16 protein-coding genes and 1 pseudogene are annotated in these 20,256 nt (G+C 54.7%); 5 read left to right on the forward strand and 12 right to left on the reverse strand.

What is annotated here, in order from left to right:
* The 7 genes from QWJ10_RS16720 to edd all read right to left on the reverse strand — a co-directional run bounded on the left by QWJ10_RS16720 (position 1) and on the right by edd (position 8,312).
* The gene (locus QWJ10_RS16720) at positions 1–846 is read right to left on the reverse strand and encodes a carbohydrate ABC transporter permease (protein WP_010798445.1); all 846 of its coding nucleotides are present in this window, start codon (positions 844–846) and stop codon (positions 1–3) included.
* Complete coding sequence (locus tag QWJ10_RS16725) at positions 839–1,768, reverse strand: sugar ABC transporter permease (RefSeq protein WP_019365551.1); 930 nt, start codon at positions 1,766–1,768, stop codon at positions 839–841. The genes QWJ10_RS16720 and QWJ10_RS16725 overlap by 8 nt, the downstream gene beginning before the upstream one ends.
* 78 nt (positions 1,769–1,846) lie before the next feature.
* Complete coding sequence (locus QWJ10_RS16730; RefSeq protein ID WP_197870711.1) at positions 1,847–3,106, reverse strand: ABC transporter substrate-binding protein; 1,260 nt, start codon at positions 3,104–3,106, stop codon at positions 1,847–1,849.
* A gap of 158 nt (positions 3,107–3,264) precedes the next feature.
* A complete protein-coding gene (locus QWJ10_RS16735; protein WP_019365549.1) occupies positions 3,265–4,722 on the reverse strand; it encodes an ATP-binding protein in 1,458 nt (485 codons plus the stop codon).
* A complete protein-coding gene (locus QWJ10_RS16740; protein WP_010798449.1) occupies positions 4,697–5,434 on the reverse strand; it encodes a response regulator transcription factor in 738 nt (245 codons plus the stop codon). Before QWJ10_RS16740 ends, QWJ10_RS16735 begins: the two co-directional genes overlap by 26 nt.
* Before the next feature lie 86 nt (positions 5,435–5,520).
* Complete coding sequence (locus QWJ10_RS16745; RefSeq protein WP_010798450.1) at positions 5,521–6,489, reverse strand: glucokinase; 969 nt, start codon at positions 6,487–6,489, stop codon at positions 5,521–5,523.
* The gene (edd, locus tag QWJ10_RS16750) at positions 6,486–8,312 is read right to left on the reverse strand and encodes a phosphogluconate dehydratase (RefSeq protein ID WP_019365546.1); all 1,827 of its coding nucleotides are present in this window, start codon (positions 8,310–8,312) and stop codon (positions 6,486–6,488) included. The genes QWJ10_RS16745 and edd overlap by 4 nt, the downstream gene beginning before the upstream one ends.
* A 135-nt stretch (positions 8,313–8,447) precedes the next feature.
* Between edd and gap the strand changes: the two genes are divergently transcribed.
* Positions 8,448–9,452 (forward strand): type I glyceraldehyde-3-phosphate dehydrogenase, encoded by a 1,005-nt coding sequence (gap, locus tag QWJ10_RS16755; protein WP_019365545.1) that lies wholly within the window; start codon positions 8,448–8,450, stop codon positions 9,450–9,452.
* A gap of 119 nt (positions 9,453–9,571) precedes the next feature.
* Here the strand turns inward: gap and scpB are convergent.
* Positions 9,572–10,282, reverse strand: a pseudogene (gene scpB, locus QWJ10_RS16760) (SMC-Scp complex subunit ScpB); the annotation flags it as partial.
* 152 nt (positions 10,283–10,434) lie between these two features.
* Between scpB and QWJ10_RS16765 the strand changes: the two are divergent.
* The 4 genes from QWJ10_RS16765 to guaD all read left to right on the forward strand — a co-directional run bounded on the left by QWJ10_RS16765 (position 10,435) and on the right by guaD (position 14,390).
* Positions 10,435–11,454, forward strand: a complete 1,020-nt coding sequence (locus QWJ10_RS16765; protein ID WP_289928151.1) for a GlxA family transcriptional regulator — start codon at positions 10,435–10,437, stop codon at positions 11,452–11,454.
* On the forward strand, positions 11,447–11,680 hold the full coding sequence (locus tag QWJ10_RS16770) for a DUF1272 domain-containing protein (RefSeq protein WP_289928152.1): 234 nt from the start codon (positions 11,447–11,449) through the stop codon (positions 11,678–11,680). The genes QWJ10_RS16765 and QWJ10_RS16770 overlap by 8 nt, the downstream gene beginning before the upstream one ends.
* 470 nt (positions 11,681–12,150) lie before the next feature.
* Positions 12,151–12,984, forward strand: coding sequence for a xanthine dehydrogenase accessory protein XdhC (gene xdhC / locus QWJ10_RS16775; RefSeq protein ID WP_289928155.1), 834 nt, complete (start codon positions 12,151–12,153; stop codon positions 12,982–12,984).
* Between the two features lie 107 nt (positions 12,985–13,091).
* On the forward strand, positions 13,092–14,390 hold the full coding sequence (gene guaD, locus QWJ10_RS16780; protein ID WP_074826736.1) for a guanine deaminase: 1,299 nt from the start codon (positions 13,092–13,094) through the stop codon (positions 14,388–14,390).
* Between the two features lie 53 nt (positions 14,391–14,443).
* Here guaD and fdhE read toward each other — a convergent pair whose 3' ends face one another.
* From fdhE to fdnG, 4 genes are read right to left on the reverse strand one after another with little or no spacing between them, the layout of a single operon-like run.
* Positions 14,444–15,334 carry a formate dehydrogenase accessory protein FdhE gene (gene fdhE / locus QWJ10_RS16785; protein ID WP_289928214.1) on the reverse strand — a complete coding sequence of 297 codons (891 nt, stop codon included), beginning with the start codon at positions 15,332–15,334 and terminating at the stop codon, positions 14,444–14,446.
* 44 nt (positions 15,335–15,378) lie between these two features.
* Positions 15,379–16,089, reverse strand: a complete 711-nt coding sequence (locus QWJ10_RS16790; protein WP_019365539.1) for a formate dehydrogenase subunit gamma — start codon at positions 16,087–16,089, stop codon at positions 15,379–15,381.
* A complete protein-coding gene (gene fdxH, locus QWJ10_RS16795) occupies positions 16,086–17,006 on the reverse strand; it encodes a formate dehydrogenase subunit beta (protein WP_010798462.1) in 921 nt (306 codons plus the stop codon). Before fdxH ends, QWJ10_RS16790 begins: the two co-directional genes overlap by 4 nt.
* A 13-nt stretch (positions 17,007–17,019) precedes the next feature.
* On the reverse strand, positions 17,020–20,088 hold the full coding sequence (gene fdnG / locus QWJ10_RS16800; RefSeq protein WP_148100030.1) for a formate dehydrogenase-N subunit alpha: 3,069 nt from the start codon (positions 20,086–20,088) through the stop codon (positions 17,020–17,022).
* Positions 20,089–20,256: the final 168 nt, after the last annotated feature.

Here is a 20,256-nt window from a genome sequence, read left to right on the forward strand (position 1 = left end):
TTATCCTTTGACGACGCCCGAGGTCAGACCACGGACGAAATACTTGCCGGCGAAGATGTAAACGAGCAGTGTCGGCAGCGCCGCAATCATCGCAGCGGCCATATCAACGTTGTATTCCTTGGCCCCAGTACTGGTATTGACGAGGTTGTTGAGCGCTACCGTAATCGGCTGCGCAGAGCCGCTGGCGAACACTACGCCAAACAGAAAGTCATTCCAGACCTGAGTGAACTGCCAGATCAGGCTTACCATCACGATAGGGGTGGAAAGCGGCAGCAGGATCTTCCAGAAGATGGTGAAGAAGCCTGCACCATCGAGACGTGCCGCCTTGATCAGGGCATCCGGAATACCTACGTAATAGTTCCGGAAGAAAAGCGTTGTGAAGGCCAGACCGTAGATGACGTGAACCAGCACGAGTCCGGTCGTGGTATTGGCCAGACCCAGCTTGCCCAAGGTGAATGACATTGGTAACAGAATGACCTGGAACGGGATGAAGCAACCGAACAGCAGCATGCTGAACAATACGTTCGAGCCCTTGAAGCTCCACTTCGACAAGGCGTAGCCGTTAAGCGCACCGATGAAAGTCGAGATGATGACGGCAGGAACCGTGATCATGAAGGAGTTCCAGAAGTACTCGTGAACCGTACTCCAGGCCTTTATCCAGCCAATGAGTGTCCAGTCTACTGGTAACGTCAGCAGGTTACCGGTGCGCACGTCATCCGGTGTCTTGAAGCTGGTTAACAGCATGACTACCAGTGGCACGAGATAGACAGCGCAAGCCACCAGAAGCGTAGTGTGAATTGCAATGCGGTTGAAAGACCAGCGCTTGCTGTGGGAAAGATCAGCCATGACGCTTGCTCCGCAGTTCGGAATAAAGGTAAGGCACCAGGATGGCAAGCACCGCGCCAAGCATCAGGACGGAGCTGGCCGCCCCCAAGCCCATTTGCCCGCGTGTAAAGGTGTGTTGATACATGAAGACCGCAGGAAGGTCGGATGAATAACCGGGTCCACCGGCGGTCATGGCCATTACCAGGTCAAAGCTCTTGATCGCAATGTGTGACAGGATCATCACGGCACTGAAAAAAACAGGTCGCAAACTGGGTAGAACGATGCGCAGATAAATCGTGGGCAGCGAGGCTCCGTCAATTTGTGCGGCACGAATGATGGCGCTATCCACGCCGCGTAAACCGGCCAGGAACATAGCCATGACAAAGCCGGAGGCCTGCCAGATCGCAGCGATCAGCAAGCAATAGATGACCCTATCCGTATCAACAAGCCAGTCAAAGCGGAAACCTTCCCATCCCCAGTCGCGCAGGAGCTTGTCCAGGCCTAACCCTGGGTTGAGCAGCCACTTCCAGGCGGTACCGGTAACGATCATCGATAGCGCCATGGGATAAAGATAAATGGTGCGGATAAAACCTTCGCGTCGGATGCGTTGATCCAGCAGGATGGCGAAGAACACGCCGATGATCAGGCAAAGCAGGATAAACATCCCGCCAAAGATGGCCAGATTTTTACAGGCCACCAGCCAACGGTCGTTGGCCAATAGGCGTTCAAACTGGGCAAAACCTGCAAAGTTATACACCGGCATGAAGCGGGACGTGGTCAATGAGATCACGGCGGTCCACAGCATGTAGCCGTACAGGCAAACAATCATTGCCACCGCGGTAGGGGCCAGAACCAGCTTGGGAAGCCATTTCTGGAGGCGGTCAGGCTTTCGTACAGACGTGCTGGTACCTGTGCGCATGATTTGCACTTCGCTTAAAGACATCGAAGAACTCCTGATCCAACCCGTAGGTTGGTATTTGCATCAGGACCGGGCGTCTTGCAACGCCCTGCCCTTACTGCATTACTGCGCCGCTTTGATGGAGGCGACCAGTTGTTCGGTCGCCTTTTTGGGGTCGGCGCTTGGATCGTTGAAGAAGTTGGTGATCACATCGAAGACAGCGCCCTGGATATAGCTGGTGTTGGCCATGCTATGCGCCAGGCTTGGCTCCACTTTGCCCGAGTCGTTGGCTGCCTGGAAATCCTTCATGGACTGTTTGGCACAGTCATCGAACTTCGCCATGTCGATATCATTGCGAACAGGAATCGAGCCTTTGTTCAGGTTGAAGACTTCCTGGAAAGGCTTGTCGATGACAGTACGGGCCAAGTCATCCTGGGCTTTCCTGTTTGCCTCGTCCTTGAGCTTGAACATGGCCAGGGAATCGATGTTGTAGATGAAGTCACCCTGAGTACCCGGCATGACTACGCACAGGTAGTCCTTGCCAGCAGTCTTGTTTGCAGCCGTAAACTCGGCCTTGGCCCAGTCGCCCATAATCTGCATACCGGCCTTGCCATTGATGACCATGGCGGTAGCCAGGTTCCAATCACGGCCCGCTGCATCTGGGTCGATATAGTTGCGAATACGCTTGAAGGTCTTGAACACTTCAACCATCTTGTCGCTGCGCAAAGTGTCTTCGTCAGTTTCGACAAATGCCTTGTGATAGTCCTCTGGCCCCATCATGGCCATGACCAGCGACTCGAAAATGGTGGTGTCCTGCCAGTTCTGACCGCCGTGGGCAATCGGGACGATGCCTGCTGCCTTGAGCTTGTCTGCAGCCTCGAAGAACTCATCCAGCGTCGTTGGCACCTTGGCGCCCGCTTTCTGGAAGGCCTCAGGGTTTATCCAGAGCCAGTTGATGCGGTGAACACCGGCGGGAACGGCGACGTAATCACCATCATGCTGCATGGTTTCAGCGATGCGCTTGGGCATGATGCTATCCCATTTTCCAGCCTTGGCGATGTCGTTCAGGTTGGTAAGAAAGCCCATGTCAGCCCACTCCTGAATGTCGGGGCCTTTGAGCTGTGCTGCAGAAGGAGGATTGCCAGAAACCGCACGGGTTTTCAGAACGGTCATCGCGGCTTCACCGGCGCCGCCAGCAACCGCAAAATCCTTCCAGGTATCGCCCTGCTTTTGCATCATTTGCTTGAGGGTATCGACAGCCCGAGCTTCACCACCTGAAGTCCACCAATGCAGGACTTCCACTTCACCCGCCTGGGCGGTTAGGGGTAATTGGCTCAAGCAGGACAAAGAAACCGCGAGGGCGAGACGATTGAATGCTTTCATGATCAGTGACCTTGTTGTTTTTATAAATCTGATCGGAGTCTAGCCAGCCCTTGGCCAGCGTGGGTAACGAAGGGAATCATTAATGTCACAGTGCCGTTACATTAGGCGGCTTTTATAGATATCGATCACAATTTGACGCCACTCTTTTCAGGACGCCTCTAGCGCGGCAATGTCAGCGTGACCCGCAGGCCCCCTTCCCGACGATTACGCAAGACGACCTCCCCCCCATGGGCATGGGCTAAATTGCGCGCAATCCCGAGCCCCAATCCGTATCCCTGCTGTTGACCTGTCAGGCGGACATGCGGTTCGAAAACCTGCTCTAAATCCTTTTCTGGCACCCCTGGGCCTTCATCGTCGACATGCAACATGAATACCTTGCCATCATCCTCCACCGTTAAATGCGCCCGATTACCGTACTTCAGCGCGTTGTCGAGTACATTGCCGATACAGCGCTTCAAGGCCAGCGGCTTGCCGGGATAGAGAGCCACCGCTTTACCTTGCAACGTCGCTCGAGGCTGCTCACCGGCCTGGTAAGGCTCGACGATATTGCTCAGCAGGAGATTGAGGTTTACCGACTCGATATTTTCATGAATATCGGTGTCCTTGACGCACTGCAGTGCTCCCTTGACTAGCAGATCCAATTCGTCGAGGTCTCGATTGAAACGCGCCTGCAATGCCTCATCCTCCAGTAACTCAGCGCGGAGCCGCAGCCGGGTGATAGGGGTCCGCAGATCATGGGAAATCGCACTGAAAAGCTGGCCCCGCTCGGCCAGGTATCGACTGATACGATCACGCATGGTGTTGAAGGCGCGTGTGACTTCCTGAATTTCACTCGCCCCGACTTCAGGAAGGGGTTGAACCTGTGCCTCCAGCGAAAGCTCACGTGCCTCTTGCGACAAACGTTTAAGCGGCCGGCTCTGCCAGTGGATGAGCAGGCCGATGAACAAGAGTAGAAAAGCGCTGCTGAACAGGATGAACCAAGCCTGCTGCAGGGGCAGGAAGGGCTCATCCAGGGTGAGATAAGGGGCTGGCATCAGTGTCCCGATGTAGACCCACTCCTCCGGACCTATTCGTATCTGGGTGACCAGAATGGGCGGATCTAGTGGTTCAAAGCTGAGAACGTAGTGCGCCCAGGAGCGTGGCAACTCATCCAGGGAAAGATTGCCATTGAACAGGCGCAGGTGCTTGGGGCTGACAAACTCCACATACATCGGCATCCCATTGCCGAGACGCTCCCGCAAGACTGACTCCACAGCATGAAGTACCGCCTGCTTGCCAGGCGAATCGGGCAGCGGCTCCATGATCAAGGGCTTTTCATTAAGCGATACGAAAAACCGTGTACCGCCCATATTACGCAACTGCTCCAGCACTACCGGACGATACGCCGGCGGCAGCAGACTGAAGTAACGCACGCTGGCCGCAATGGAGTAACCAAGGCTGCGCGAAGCGTTCAGCAGACCTTCCATTCGGCTGGCACGCAAGTGCGATATCCAGAAGAGGCTGGAAACGCCCTGGGCCAGCAGAACCGCCAGCAGCGTAAGCAACAGCATTCTTCCCAACAATGAGTGCGGTACCAGCCGCTGGAGTGCCTTAAAAAACATCTGCGGTCGGGCCATGCACCTGCGCCGCCAGAAGGTAGCCACTGCCGCGTACCGTGCGAATCAGTCGAGGCGATTTCCCAGTGTCACGCAGCCGTTGACGCAAGCGGCTGACGGCCATGTCCACGATGCGGTCAAGCGGCATGACTTCACGCCCCCGCGTCGCGTTGGCAATCGTGTCACGGTCAAGTATTTGCTGGGGATGATCTAGAAACAGTTTGAGCAGAGTGAAATCAGCGCCGGACAGAATGACCTCTTCTCCGTCCTGGTGGAACAGCCTGTGCGTGACAGTATCAAGACGCCATTCATCAAACACCAATGTGTGCCCCGACTTGGCGTCACCAAAACCTGCGCGCCGGAGAAGCGCTTTAATCCGCGCCTGTAATTCCCGCGGGCTGAATGGTTTTCCAATGTAATCGTCAGCGCCCAATTCAAGGCCAATCACACGATCTGCCTCATCGGAGCTGGCGGTCAGCATGATGATAGGTACTTGAGAGATGGAACCACTCAGCGCCCTGACCCAACGGCAAAGGCTGAAGCCGTCCTCACCCGGCAGCATGACATCCAGTATCAGAAGATCAGCCGGCTCGGCTTTAAGCGCAGTACGAAATCCGTAGCCATCTGCCACCGCTCGAACGCTAAATCCGGCACGACTCAAATAAGCCTCTAAAAGCTCACGAATGTCCTGATCGTCATCGACCAGCAGGATGGATTTACCCATCGGAGTCATAGCGTTGTCCCTTGTCTTTTTTATTATTGCCCCGGTGTCGAAGCATGCACGACACCAGGGGGAACGCCAAGAGGTGAAACGCGGTATTACTGACCGTTCAGGCTTTGCTGCAAGGCAACCCCTGCGCCAAACAAGCCAGGGTACTCGGCGGTAACCAGCCAAGCAGGAATATCCTGCAGGTAGGCACTGCTCGTCTTACCCTTGTCCGCAAACGCCTTGGCAAAGGCGCCGTTCTGGAAGCGCTCGACAAATCGCGGCAGAATTCCACCGGCGATATAAACGCCACCCAACGCACCTAAGGTCAGCGCAGCATTACCAGCCACACGGCCCAGCCATACGAAGAACTGCTCCAGCACCTCGTCGGCATAGGCGTCACCGGACAGCGCCATTTCACAGATCTCGGCAGCGGTCACGCACTTCTCTTCGCGGCCATCCAGTTCACAGCTGGCCTTGTAGAGATTCACCAGGCCATTGCCGGAAATAATACGCTCCGCCGACACGTGGTTACCAAACTGGCGCTTCAGGATTTTCCAGATTTCGAACTCACGTGGCGTGCCGATCGGCAAATCAACGTGACCGCCTTCGCTGGAAAGTACCATCCAGCGGTCATCCCCGATCGGCAGCAGACCGGCCACACCCAGGCCAGTACCCGGCCCGATGATCAGACGTGCCCGATTGGCATGCGCCGCTCCCTCACGGACCTGAACGCAATGCGCTTTGTCCAGCTTAGCTACAGCCCAGGCCATTGAGCTGAAGTCATTGATCAGAAGCAGGTGAGTCAGACCAAGCTCAGCGCAGAAACGCTCGCGGCTGATAACCCAGTGATTATTGGTAAAACGGAAGTCACCCTCGCCTACCGGCCCCGCGCAGGCGAGACATACGGAGTGGATATCGTCAAGAGCGACACCGGTACGCTTGAGGTATTCACGCACAGCATCTTCGGGACGCTCGAAATCGGCACACGCCATCACCTCGATCGCATCAAGCTGCTGGTCACGCCACAATGCGAAACGGGCATTCGTGCCCCCGATATCCCCTACCAAAGCCAAATTCATTTCAGCGCCTCCAGGCTGGATGTAAATGCACTCGCACCCTTTTCGGCGGTGCTCATTGCTTGCCGCATGAACGCAAAGAGTTCACGTCCCGTTCCAATCCCCATGCCTTGCGGGGGCGCCACCTGCTCTCGAGCATTCCACTCGGCAGGATCAACCACCACGATCAACTCTCCGGTTTGTCCATTGACTCGCACCAGATCACCGTCACGTACTTTGGACAACGGACCGCCATCGATTGCCTCAGGGCATACATGGATAGCCGCTGGCACCTTGCCGGATGCTCCAGACATACGTCCATCAGTCACCAGAGCGACCTTAAAGCCTCGATCCTGTAACACGCCCAGGTAAGGCGTCAGCTTATGTAACTCCGGCATACCAAGGGCCTTGGGTCCTTGAAAGCGGACCACCGCTACAAAATCGCGGTCCAGCTCACCCGCCTTGAAGGCATTAGCAAGCTCGGCTTGATCAGCAAATACTCTAGCAGGCGCCTCTACGATCTGGTGATCAGGCGCTACGGCAGACACCTTCATAACCCCACGACCAAGGTTGCCATCCATCACACGCAAACCACCTTCAGGGCGGAACGGGCGCTCGACCGGACGCAGGATTTCTTCATCCAAGCTCGCCACAGGTCCTTCACGCCATGTCAATGTGCCATTCTCCAAGAATGGCTCCTGCAAGTAACGACGTAATCCATGACCCATGACGGTGTTCACATCTTCATGCAGCAAACCGGCATCCAAAAGGGTGCGAATCAGGAAATTGGTGCCACCAGCCGCATGAAAATGGTTCACATCCGCCTTGCCGTTGGGGTAAACCTGCGCCAGCGTCGGAACGACAGCCGACAGATCCGCCATATCCTGCCAGGTCAGTTCGATACCAGCCGCCTGTGCGATGGCGGGAATATGCAGGGTATGGTTGGTAGAACCACCGGTTGCATGCAAGGCCACGACCGAGTTGATAATGGCTTTTTCGTCAACGATCTCACCCAGCGGGATGAAATTACCGCTTTGCTGCGTGATACGTGTCACCTGACGCGCCGCTTCACGGGTCAGCTCGTCACGCAGAGGCGTATACGGATTCACGAAGGACGAGCCCGGCAGGTGCAGTCCCATCACTTCCATAACGACCTGATTGGTGTTGGCTGTACCGTAGAAGGTGCAGGTGCCGGGACTATGGTAGGACTTCATTTCGGACTCAAGCAGCTCCTCGCGGGTTGCCTTACCCTCCGCAAAAAGCTGACGCACTCGAGCCTTTTCCTTGTTGGAAATGCCCGAAGGCATTGGACCACCTGGCACAAAAACGAATGGCAGATGACCAAAACGTAGAGAGCCAATCATCAGGCCAGGAACGATCTTGTCGCAGATGCCCAGGCACAGTGCGGCGTCGAACATATTGTGGGACAGTGCCACAGCGGTGGACATTGCGATGACTTCACGGCTGAGCAGGCTGAGCTCCATGCCTGCTTCGCCCTGGGTTACGCCGTCACACATGGCTGGCACCCCACCGGCGAACTGACCAACGGAGCCTATTTCGCGCAGAGCATCTTTGATGATCTGGGGGAAATGTTCGTAAGGCTGGTGCGCAGACAACATGTCGTTGTAAGACGAAACGATAGCGACGTTAACCTCATCCATAAGGCGCAGACGTTGCTTGTCCGCAGGACCGCATCCGGCTACGCCGTGGGCAAAGTTGGCGCATTGTAGCTTGGCACGCTGAGGGCCTTCGCTCGCAGCTGCCCGGATCATTTCAAGGTAGCGCGTACGCGTAGGACGGCTACGCTCAATGAGACGCTGTGTAACTTCAAGGACGCGAGGATGCATGGTTCCGATTCTCCAGGCAGGCGAAAAATTTGTTGTTTTTAAAACAAATTTGATCTGAGTGGCTATTATTCCTCTCAAAATACGCGATAGTGTAATTGTTTTTACAACAAATCCTGCCAGAACGAGGTTTCAAATATGAGCATTCGTATTGCTATCAATGGTTTCGGGCGTATCGGCCGTAATGTTCTTCGTGCGCTTTACTCCGGAAATTATCGTCAGCATATGCAGGTTGTCGCCATCAATGACTTGGGTGACGCGTCCATTAATGCCCATCTCCTGGAATTCGACAGCGTGCATGATCGTTTCAATGCTGAGATTTCCGTTGATGAGAACAGCCTGACCGTGAATGGCGACCGTATTGCGGTATCCGCCATCCGAAATCCGGCAGAGCTTCCCTGGAAAGACCTGAATGTTGACGTGGTGTTCGAATGCACCGGTCTGTTCACCAGCCGCAGCAAGGCGGCGGCTCACCTGGACGCAGGTGCTTCCAAGGTCATTATCTCCGCACCTGGTAAGGAGGTTGACGCCACAATTGTTTATGGTGTGAATGACAATATCCTGCGTCAGTCCCACCAGATCATTTCCAATGCGTCCTGCACAACCAACTGTCTGGCCCCGGTCGCTCAGGTCCTGAACCGTGAGTTGGGTATCGAGCATGGCCTGATGACCACGATCCATGCCTATACCAATGACCAGAACCTGTCGGATGTCTATCATTCCGACCCCTTCCGTGCCCGCTCGGCTACTCAGTCGATGATTCCAACCAAGACCGGTGCGGCTGAAGCCGTGGGTCTGGTGCTGCCAGAGCTGGTCGGGAAGTTCAGCGGCATGGCTGTACGTGTGCCGACCATCAACGTGTCGCTGGTCGACCTGACCATTCAGGTTTCCAAGACAGCAGATGCCAAGGCAATCAATGCCTTCATGAAAGCGGCCAGCGAAGCCTCGCCGGTATTGGGTTATAACGACCGTCCACTGGTGTCGATCGACTTCAACCATAACCCGCTGTCCTCAATCTTCGATGCCAACCACACCAAGGTCACCGGCAATTTGGTGAAGGTCATGGCCTGGTACGACAACGAGTGGGGATTCTCCAACCGTATGCTCGATACCTGTCAGGCACTGGTAAACGCTCCGGCGTAACACAGAACCTGACACAGACGAATCGGCCGGATCATCTCCGGCCGATTTTTATTATAGCGGCTATTGCCTCATTGCTCTTCCCGATCCTCTCCCATCGGATCGATGGCCTCTTCCAGACGCAGATCGTTAAAGTCGATCTTGAGTCCGGTCTCCATGACATCTAGCTCCGCCAGTAATGTCCGGAAATTGGTCTCCTCTGCCGGCTTGGCTGTTGTTTCGGCAGGCTCCGGTGACATGACTGACACATCTTCTGCTGCCAGCGCGTGATCGTCGAGAACAGGTTCTGGCTCGAACTCCATCTCCCGAATAGCGGCCAGCGTTGGCAACTCATCCAGGCTTTTCAGGTTGAAATAATCCAGAAACGCTCTGGTAGTGGCAAACATGGCCGGGCGGCCCGGCACATCACGATAGCCAACCACGCGAATCCATTCGCGCTCAAGCAATGTCTTGACGATCTGGCTGTTGACTGCAACACCACGCACTTCTTCGATTTCACCACGGGTGATTGGCTGTCGGTAGGCAATCAGCGCCAAGGTTTCCAGAAGCGCTCGCGAATAACGCGGCGGACGCTCATCCCAAAGACGACCGACCCAGGTTGAATACCGCTCCTTGACCTGCAGGCGATAACCGCTGGCCACTTCCTTGAGCTCAAAACCACGCTTCTTGCACGAGCCGGCCAGCACAGCGAGTCCATCGCGTAACTGCTTGGGCTCGGGCCGCTCATAGTCATCGAAGAATTCCGCGAGGCGTTCCAGCGTCAGCGGTTTACCCGCAGCCAGCAGTATTGCTTCGAGCAGAGGCGCGAGTTCTTTAGGGTCAGAAACATTCATGGCGCGCATCTTAAAGAGGTTGTTGCCAGAGCAGAAGTCACCCTGAAGAATTTCCGATGATCTTATCCAGATGTCCATATCTGTGGGGCACTTGTCATTGCAGACAAACACAGTGCGCAGCACACTTGATTGATCCGTCCAGAGTATGAACCATGAGTGCCGTCCGCGTTGTTGCCAGCCTTCTCTATCCAGACGTAATGAGCCTGGATGTAACCGGGCCGTTGCAGGTTTTTGCGTCTGCCAATGTTGAACGGCAGCGACAAGGGCTGCCTCCGGCTTATCAGATAAGTCTTCTGGCTGATCAGCCCGGCCCAATCATGACCTCATCTGGCATTCAGATCGTGGCGGATCAATCCTGGCGTGGCATGCCTGCGGAGCAGCTCGATACCCTACTGATTCCTGGCGGTATTGGCGTCGAGCAGCAATGTCGACATACCGAGCTGCTGGACTGGCTGCAACAGAGCCAGCCTCGCCTGCGTCGTCTGGGGTCCGTTTGCTCCGGCGCCCTGATCCTGGCTGAGTCAGGACTGCTGAAGGGCCGACGCGCCACGACACACTGGGCTGACCTGGAAGCGTTGCAGCGTTACACCGCTATACAAGTCGAGGGAGACCGCTTACATACCTACGATCCTGGCGGGCAGGACGGTTATGCCGATGTCTTTACTTCCGCCGGTGTTACGGCAGGCATTGACCTTGCGCTGGCTCTGATTGAAGCGGACCTGGATCGACCTACAGCATTAAGCGTAGCGCGCAGACTCGTCATGTTTTTACGTCGTCCCGGTGGTCAGGCACAGTTCAGCGCCTGTCTTTCGCCGGAGCCCAGCCGAACTCCTCGTTTGGCCGCATTGTTGGACTGGATACCCGCGCACTTGGGGGAAGATCTTTCCATCGAGCGTCTGGCAGAGCAGGTCAACATGACGCCTCGCACCTTGTCGCGTGCATTTGGCAGGGAGTTGGGCATCACTCCGGGACGCTATGTAGAACAGGTTCGCCTGGAGACCGCCAGAGCACTTCTACATGATGCACAAGCCTCAATCAGCACCGTTGCTCGCCTCTGTGGCTTCGGCCACCCGGAAAGCCTTCGTCGGACGTTTCAGAAACATTTGTCAGTCAGCCCGCAGGCGTATAGCGCCCGATTCGGTGACCCCATACGAGGACTTGATCATGCTTGAGCTACGCCCTAACTGTGAATGCTGTGATCAAGACCTGCCACCTGACACAAGCGACGCATTCATTTGCTCTTTCGAGTGCACATTCTGCAAGACATGCGCCTTGAGTCACCTGCACGGCTGCTGCCCCAACTGTGGAGGTGAACTGGTCAGAAGACCGATCAGACCGACACAAAAGCTGGCGCACTTTCCTGCCAGCTTGAACAGAAAGACACAGCCCTGCCGATAACCATACAGGCTTTCTGATGGACACGCTTTTAAGGTCCATACCTAGTACATCAACGCTATCGCCGCCTCAAGCGGAGCGGATTTGAGCGGCAAGGTAGCGCAGAACGCAGCATTCAGGATTCGCCAGCACCTGGTCGAATTTGCGGCTCGCATTATGGTGCCCGCGAAGAAAATGTTGCCTGCACTAACGGATGTCTCCCTGATTTCCGCATCAAGCCGGTGGAAGATCAAAAGAGCCCGAAGGTAACCGTATTTCACTCCAACACCGTAGGCGAGCCGCCCTTCATATGAGGTATTGCTGTCTGGTACAAATTAAAGGACGCCGTTGCCAGCCTAGCGGATTACCGGATTCACCCAAATGTTGATGCCCTCCCCACTCGAGTATGTACTGTAGGACGTGAAACTGACGAAACGCCTGGAGCAGGCCGAGGCCTGCACCACGGCAAACCCCGCCACTGAGCAGGTAAGTGCATGAAAGAAAAGACGGGCTGGTTAGCCGAGCTGGCCACTTTTGAATCCCAGGGCATTCCGTGCGTGTTGGTCACCGTTGTTGAAGAGAAAGGCTCAACGCCGCGTACTACAGGGACAAAAATGATAGTCACTGCCGATAGTTTACGTCTGACGATTGGCAGCGGTCACCTCGAGTACAAGGCCATCGAGATTGCGCGGCAGATGCTCAAGGAAGGAATACGCGAGCCGCGCATCGAACGGTTTACGCTGGGTAAACGTCAGGAACCATGCGGCACGGAAGCCACAGAATTGCTGTTTGAGCCCATGGGCCAGCACACGGTGCACGTCGCCGTGTTTGGTAATGGACATGTGGCGCGTGCCCTAGTACCACTACTAGCCAGCCTGCCATGCGAGATACGCTGGATCGACTCACGTGTTCGGGAGTTTCCAGACACTCTTCCTAGGGGAGTTACCAAAATCGTCACGGACGAACCTCTGGATGAAGTAGACGCCATGCCAGGCGGCACCTACTTTATCGTCATGACGCATAATCATCCGTTAGACCTTGAGCTGACCGAGCGCATCCTGACCCGTAACGATTTTGGCTATTACGGACTGATAGGCTCTAAAACCAAGTGGGTGAAGTTTCAGCATCACCTTGCAACCAAAGGTTTTACAACCGAACAGATCAATCGCGTACGTTGCCCTCTGGGAATCCCGCAGATTAAAGGTAAACTTCCTGCGGAAATTGCGATCTCTGTAGCGGGAGAAGTTATCGCGACCTATAGCGCACAGGCTACGCTACAAGAAGCCTCTCCACTGCGTCTCGTTCAGCCGACACATAACCATTCCTAATAATGTCGCGCGGGTTTGAATTGTCGACCTTGCAGTGGTTGATCGTGCGCGACAGGCTGCATGCTTGACCTGTCTACCGTTAACACACTGGATGATTAAGAAGGGATATGACTACTCAAGCCTACCGTGCCGCTCTGCTCCACTGCGTTGCCGATCCGAATGACGTCGGCATTGAGGCTGCCTGTGAGTTCGTTGAAGACGGATTGCTGGTCGTAACTGATGGTCGCATCGATGCAATGGGAAACGCAGCCACGCTGTTGCCCGTACTGCCTGAAGGAACCGAGGTCATTGAGCACCCGGATGCGCTGATTACACCAGGCTTTATCGACACACACATCCATTACCCACAGACAGGAATCATCGCGTCCTATGGCGAGCAGTTGCTGGACTGGTTAAACAACTACACCTTCCCGGCCGAGGGAGCGTTTGCTGATTCAGCCAAAGCGGCGGAAGTCGCCGATATTTTCCTCAAGGAGCTGTTACGTAACGGCACCACAACTGCTCTGGTGTTTGGCACTGTACACAAGCAGTCTGTAGAGGCATTCTTCGAAGCGGCTGAAAAGCTCAATTTGCGCATGATCGCCGGCAAGGTCCTGATGGATCGAAATGCTCCCGACTTTCTGATAGACACGCCGGAGTCCGGCTATGCAGACAGCAAGGAGCTGATCGAGCGCTGGCATGGCAAAGGCCGCCTGCACTATGCCGTGACACCGCGCTTTGCACCAACGAGCACGCCAGAGCAGCTAACGCTTGCAGGCCAGTTGCTTGGGGAATATCCGGATATCTACCTGCACACGCACCTTTCCGAAAACCTCAAGGAAATCGAGTGGGTGAAGTCGCTTTTCCCCGAGCGCAGCGGTTATCTGGATGTCTACGATCATTATCAGTTGCTAGGTAAACGTTCCGTGTTTGCACACGGTGTACACCTTTGCGATGAAGAATGCGCCCGCTTGAGTGAAACTGGATCAGCCGTTGCCTTCTGCCCTACTTCGAATCTGTTCCTGGGTAGCGGTCTTTTCAAACTGCCGCAACTTGAAAAGCATAAGGTAAACGTTGGCCTGGGCACGGACGTTGGTGCCGGCACGAGTTTCTCAATGCTGCAAACCGTCAACGAGGCGTATAAGGTCATGCAGCTGCAAGGCGAAAAACTGCATCCGTTCAAGGCCTTTTACCTTGCAACGCTAGGCGGCGCTCGTGCGTTACGCTTGGAGGATCGGATTGGTAGTTTCGCTCAAGGTAACGATGCAGACTTCGTAGTGCTTGACTACCATGCAACACCTCTACTGAGTTATCGCCTGAAGCAGGCCAAGTCACTGGAAGAAAAACTGTTTGCCTTGATGATGCTGGGTGATGATCGAGCCGTTAAGGAAACCTACGCCATGGGCGTGAAGGTTCATCAGCGCTAAGGCGCCAATGAAAAGGCCGGCTAGAAAGCCGGCCTTTTGTTAAGGGCAAATAGTTATTCACCTACAATCAGCAGCGGGTTGAATCCGCTTCGATCAAATTGCCCTTCTTCTGCAAGCTTCATATCCAGCATAAGGCTGGCCAGATCATCCGCCATTGGCTCCGCTCCCAGATTGAACTCCTTTGTCACAATCTTGAGATAGCTGTTGCAGTCGTTACACGTTTCCGCCTGCGCGGCCACTGGTGCTTTACCTTGCTCATCCTCAAGACTCAGATATTTCACCGTACGACCTTCTCCACACACACTGCACTTGCTGCGCTCCAGATGCCACTCGGTCGAACACAGACCACAGTGCAAATAGCGTACGCCACTGCGGTCTCGATCAGCATGAATGATACTGGCGACAGGAGCCGACCCGCAGCATGGACAAATCGTTCGTGCATTACCGGACGGCCTTCTGGGTGGCGAAGATAGACACTGTGTAAGACGAACCCAGGCAATCTGCAATGCTGCAGAGATAAAAGGAAGCAAGGCACGATGCTCTACAGGGCCTGGACGGCCATCCAGAATATCGTCCGCCAGTGCTTCCCTTGTCTCATCGTCCAGATGCCGCAGTGCAGTCAAAAGCTCACGCTGCTTATCGGCCACGTGGAGCTCAAGCGTATCAAGCAATGCGTTCAGCTCAGCCTGCCAATCAATGTCACGACGCAAAGCATTGATTCCAAGCGGCGGCATACCATGCTCTAGGGCCAGATCGAAAGCGCTCGAATCTGGCAGCCAGCTAGCGTTATGCTCGTTCAGAACAATGTCCTGCGCCTTGACGAGCTGAGACATGAATGCCAGGAAGCCGCTCAGCGGCTCGACTTTCTCAGAAAGGTCCTTGAGCCGTCGTGCCCGCATGGCAAATACCTGCTTTTTAGGCAGTACAACGGGAGCCGGATCCATGATCCCCGTCGGCGAGGTCCCATATTGGTGAGTGGCAGTGGCTGTCACGGCGTCCCCTTCGTTGGCATATGATGCTCATTGACCGCACCCGAACGCGAGCCGGTTCTTTCCTTTTCTTTGCGCTCCTGCTCCACAATATCATCGTACCAGAGGCGATGATGATGCTTGGCCCAGGCACGGCTAACCCGTCCCTGAGTCATCGCTCGGAAGGAGCCTTTCACCCAGATCGCAGAGTAAACGTGAATGATCAGCGTGATGATCGCAATAAAGGCGACGTATGCATGTACGAGGCTCGATACCCGCAGCCATTCACGCGGAAAATATTCCGCAAAATAAGGCCGCCAGATAACGATACCCGAGATCAACAGCAACGGCACACTCATGACCATTAGCCAGTACACCAGCTTCTGACCGGGATTATTGATGCCGATCGGTGGCGCCAGTTCGTCCCGGTTACTGAGTACATCACCAATGTGCTTCATCCACTCGATATCATGACGCTTGAACAAGTTGACCTTGAAAAAGCGTATGGCCATGACCACGAAACAGAGTGCCATGATCACCCCGATAAAGGGGTGAACCATGCGCGTCACTGTCGGACCGCCAAACAGGGCGGTCAGGTCAAAAAAGAAGGGGTGAAAGAACGCCAGACCGCTGAGCACCAAGCATACGAATGTAATCGCGATGACCCAATGGTTCAAACGGCTGAACGTGCTGTACCGCAGAATGCCTTTCTCGCTGCTCGAAGGGGTCATTTGCGATCCTCCTCTAGGGCCTCGTGACGAATCTCCTCATCCGGCGTGTCTTCCGGCTCCTCCTTGGGGCCCTTCATCACATAGTGCGCAAAGCCTGCAAGGGCAGTCAAACCAATCATTGCGGACATGATAGGCTTGGTAATGCCCTTCCATAGCCCTACCAGTGGACTGATCTGCGGATCGCTCGGCAGATTACTATAGAGCTCTGGTTTGTCGGCATGCTGCAACACATACATGACATGGGTACCGCCTACACCCGGTGGATCGTACAAACCTGCATTGGCGTAACCACGATCATTGAGCTGGCCTACCCGCATCAAGGCATGTTCGGTCATGTCTTCCTTGGTACCAAACATGATTGCGCCGGTTGGGCAGGTCTTAACGCAGGCAGGCTCCAGACCGTGATAGACACGGTCCGAGCACAATGTGCATTTATAGGCCTTTTGATCCTTCTTGGAGATACGCGGAATATTGAATGGGCAGCCTGATACGCAGTAACCACAACCGATGCAATGCTCGGAGTTGAAGTCCACGATGCCGTTGGCGTATTGCACAATCGCCCCGGGTGCCGGACAGGCCTTCATGCAACCAGGCTCTGCACAGTGCATGCAGTTGTCCTTGCGGATCAACCACTCCAGATTGCCCTGCTCGTTCACATACTCATTGAACCGCATGACCTGGAAGGTAGTGGGGCTAAGGTCTGCCGGATTATTGTAGCTACCATCGCAATGACCGATCTCATCACGCAGATCGTTCCACTCCGAACACGCTACCTGACAAGCCTTACACCCGATGCACCGGGAAACGTCGATCAGCTTGGCGACCTTCTCCACCCCACCGTCACGTGTGTGCGGCGAGGCTTCGGTGGTCGCGGACCGGGCGACGATGTTTTGAAAGTTGACTTGATCGCCTCTCATGATTATCGCGTCCTCATACCTTCTCGACGTTCACCAGGAACGACTTGAACTCAGGCGTCTGCGTGTTGGCATCGCCCACCACTGGTGTCAGGGTATTGGTCAGGAAACCTTTCCTGGCCACGCCTTTGAAGCCCCAGTGAATAGGAATACCAATCTGGTGCACCGTGCGTCCTTCCACTTGAAGCTTATGAATACGCTTGGTAACCACCGCAATGGCACGGATGAAGCCACGCTTTGACGTAACCTTCACCGTATCACCAGCCTTGATACCGAGCTCACCTGCCAGGTCTTCACCAATCTCCACAAACTTCTCCGGCTGCGCGATGGCATTGAGCCGTGCATGAGTCGTCCAGAAGTGGAAATGCTCAGTAATCCGGTAAGTTGTCGCGGCGTAAGGGAAGTCCTTGCTGGTGCCCAATTGCTCACGATCTTTTACAAAGATACGGGCAGCAGGGTTGTTCTTGGCTGCAGGGTTATCAGGATGCATCGGGTTGTAATCGAGCGGTGACTCGAAAGGCTCATAATGCTCAGGGAATGGCCCCTCCGCCATCATGCTGCCACCAAAGAAATGCGCAACGCCTTCCTGGTTGAGAATGAACGGACTGGCACCAGCCTCCGGCGGCGATGTCCACGGGAAGTCCGGAATATCCGGTCCTGCCCATCGCTCACCATTCCACCAGATCAATCGCTTTTCAGGTGCCCAAGAGGTCCCATCAGGACGCGCGCTTGCACGGTTATACAAAATGCGTCGATTGAGAGGCCACGACCAGGCCCATCCCAATGTAATACCGACATTGTAAGGATCAGCGTTATCGCGTCTATCCATCATATTGCCGGCACGAGTCCAGCAGCCAGAGTAAATCCAGCAGCCACAGGCTGTACGACCATCATCCGTCAGATAACCAAAGTCATCCAGCAGATCGCCCTTCTTATGGGTAATAGTCTTGCCATCAGCGCTCGGCAGATCAGCCAACGCGCGACCGTTGTACTCCTGAGCAATATCCTCTGGATTAGGCTCTTCGGGATTGCTATAGGGCCAGGTCAGGTTAAGGATTGGATCAGGAAACGCTCCACCTTCGTCACGGTACATCTGCTGCAGGCGATGGAAAATACCTGCCATGATGGCCACATCCGGACGTGACTCACCAGGTGGTGGTGCCGCACGCCAGTGCCACTGCAACCAACGACAGCTGTTGACGATGGAGCCATTTTCTTCGGCGAAACAGGTCGTGGGTAGACGGAAGACTTCAGTCTGAATCTTTGACGAGTCTACATCATTGTACTCGCCATGGTTTTTCCAGAACTCGGTCGTCTCGATATCCAGAGGATCCATGACTACTAGGAACTTGAGCTTGGAGAGAGCTTCCACGTTCTTGTTCTTGTTCGGGAACGAAGCCAGGAAGTTGAAGCCTTGCGCCAGGTAGCCTGTTATCTCGCCATTGTGCATACGCTCAAGGGTATGCATAACGTCATACAACGGTTCTGTGAGCTTGGGCAGCCAGTCATAACACCAGTTGTTTTCTGCCGTGGCTGCATCGCCATACCATGACTTCATAAGGCTGACATGGAAGCGCTTGAAGTATTTCCAATAAGACACCTGCCCTGGACGCAACGGCTGCTTGGCACGCCGCTCGATATAACCGTCAAAATCCTGCTCTTCATGGGAAGGCAGACGGATATAGCCAGGAAGCTGGTTTGAGAGCAGACCCAAATCGGTCAGGCCCTGAATGTTGGAGTGCCCACGCAAGGCATTAACCCCACCACCCAGCATGCCGATGTTACCCAGGAGTAACTGCACCATACTGCCGGCACGAATCATCTGCGCGCCAACAGAATGCTGTGTCCAGCCCAGCGCGTAGAGAATGGTCATGGTTTTGTTTTCGGCAGCCGTCTCGGCAATCATGTCCCAGACTTTCTGGACTTGATCACGTGGCATACCGCAGACGCTTTCAACCTTCTCGATGGTGTAGCGGCTGTAGTGCTTACGCATCAGCTGATAAACGCAGCGGGGATGCTGTAGGGTTGGGTCTTCCTTCACCATACCCTTTTCATCGAATTCGTAACTCCAGCTCGACTTGTCATAAGCACGGATATCGTCCTGCTTATAGCCAGAGAACAAGCCATCATGAAAGTCGAAATCCTCTTTTACGATGATTGCGACGTCAGTATAGGCCTTGACGTATTCATGGTTGATCTTGTCAGTGGTCAACAAATAGTTGATCAGACCGCCAAGCCATACGATGTCAGTGCCTGTCCGAATGGAGGCATGGTAATCCGCCACGGCGCCCGTACGGGTAAAGCGCGGGTCGATAGAAATCAGTTTGGCATTGTTCTTTTCCTTAGCCTCGATTACCCAGCGGAACCCTACAGGGTGCGCTTCGGCCGAGTTGCCGCCCATGGAAAGAATCAGATTGGCGTTACGGATGTCAGTCCAGGAATTCGTCATCGCACCGCGACCGTATGTTGGGGCAAGACCTGCCACCGTCGGTCCGTGTCAAACGCGTGCCTGGTTGTCCATTACAACAACACCAAGACTCCGTGCGATCTTCTGCGTAAGGTAAGCCGTCTCATTCGAGGTAGCAGACGCTGCGAGAAAGCCGGTCGTGGTCCAGTGATTGACCAAATGACCGTGCTGATCACGGGTCACAAAATTCTTGTCCCGGTCATCCTTTAGATGACGAGCGATGCGATCAAGCGCCTCATTCCAGCTGATGCGTTTCCATTCGTTGGAACCCGGTTCGCGAACGGAGGGATGAGAAAGGCGAGATTCACTCTTGACGAAGTCGAGTGCGCCAGCACCACGAGGACACAGGGAGCCGCGACTGACCGGATGATCCGGATCGCCCTCAATGTGGTAAATATCCTCAACGGTATTGATGCTGTTATCGCCTCGGCTATAAATCAGCATGCCGCAACCTACGGAACAGTAGGTGCAGGTGTTTCGAGTTACCTTGGCTGCAGCAAGTTTGAAATAACGGATGGACGCCATAGCAGGTTCAGGCGCAAAGCCCAACATTGCCATACTCGACGTTGCCACCCCGGTCGCGCTTAATTTTAAGAAGTTTCTTCGCGATACACGGATCGACATGGGGGGTTACTCCAGGCACAACTTTCACGGATCAACCCTTCGGCCCCAAGATATTCGCAATTGTTCCCTAAAAAGTTCCACTACCTTACGAAAGGTTACAAAGGGTAAGTATGTAAATAGGCACGCCTTGATTCTTTACTGTACACGTTGCCCTGCTAAAAG

Source organism: Pseudomonas sp. WAC2, assembly GCF_030403525.1.
GTDB classification, from domain to species: Bacteria; Pseudomonadota; Gammaproteobacteria; order Pseudomonadales; family Pseudomonadaceae; genus Chryseomonas; species Chryseomonas luteola.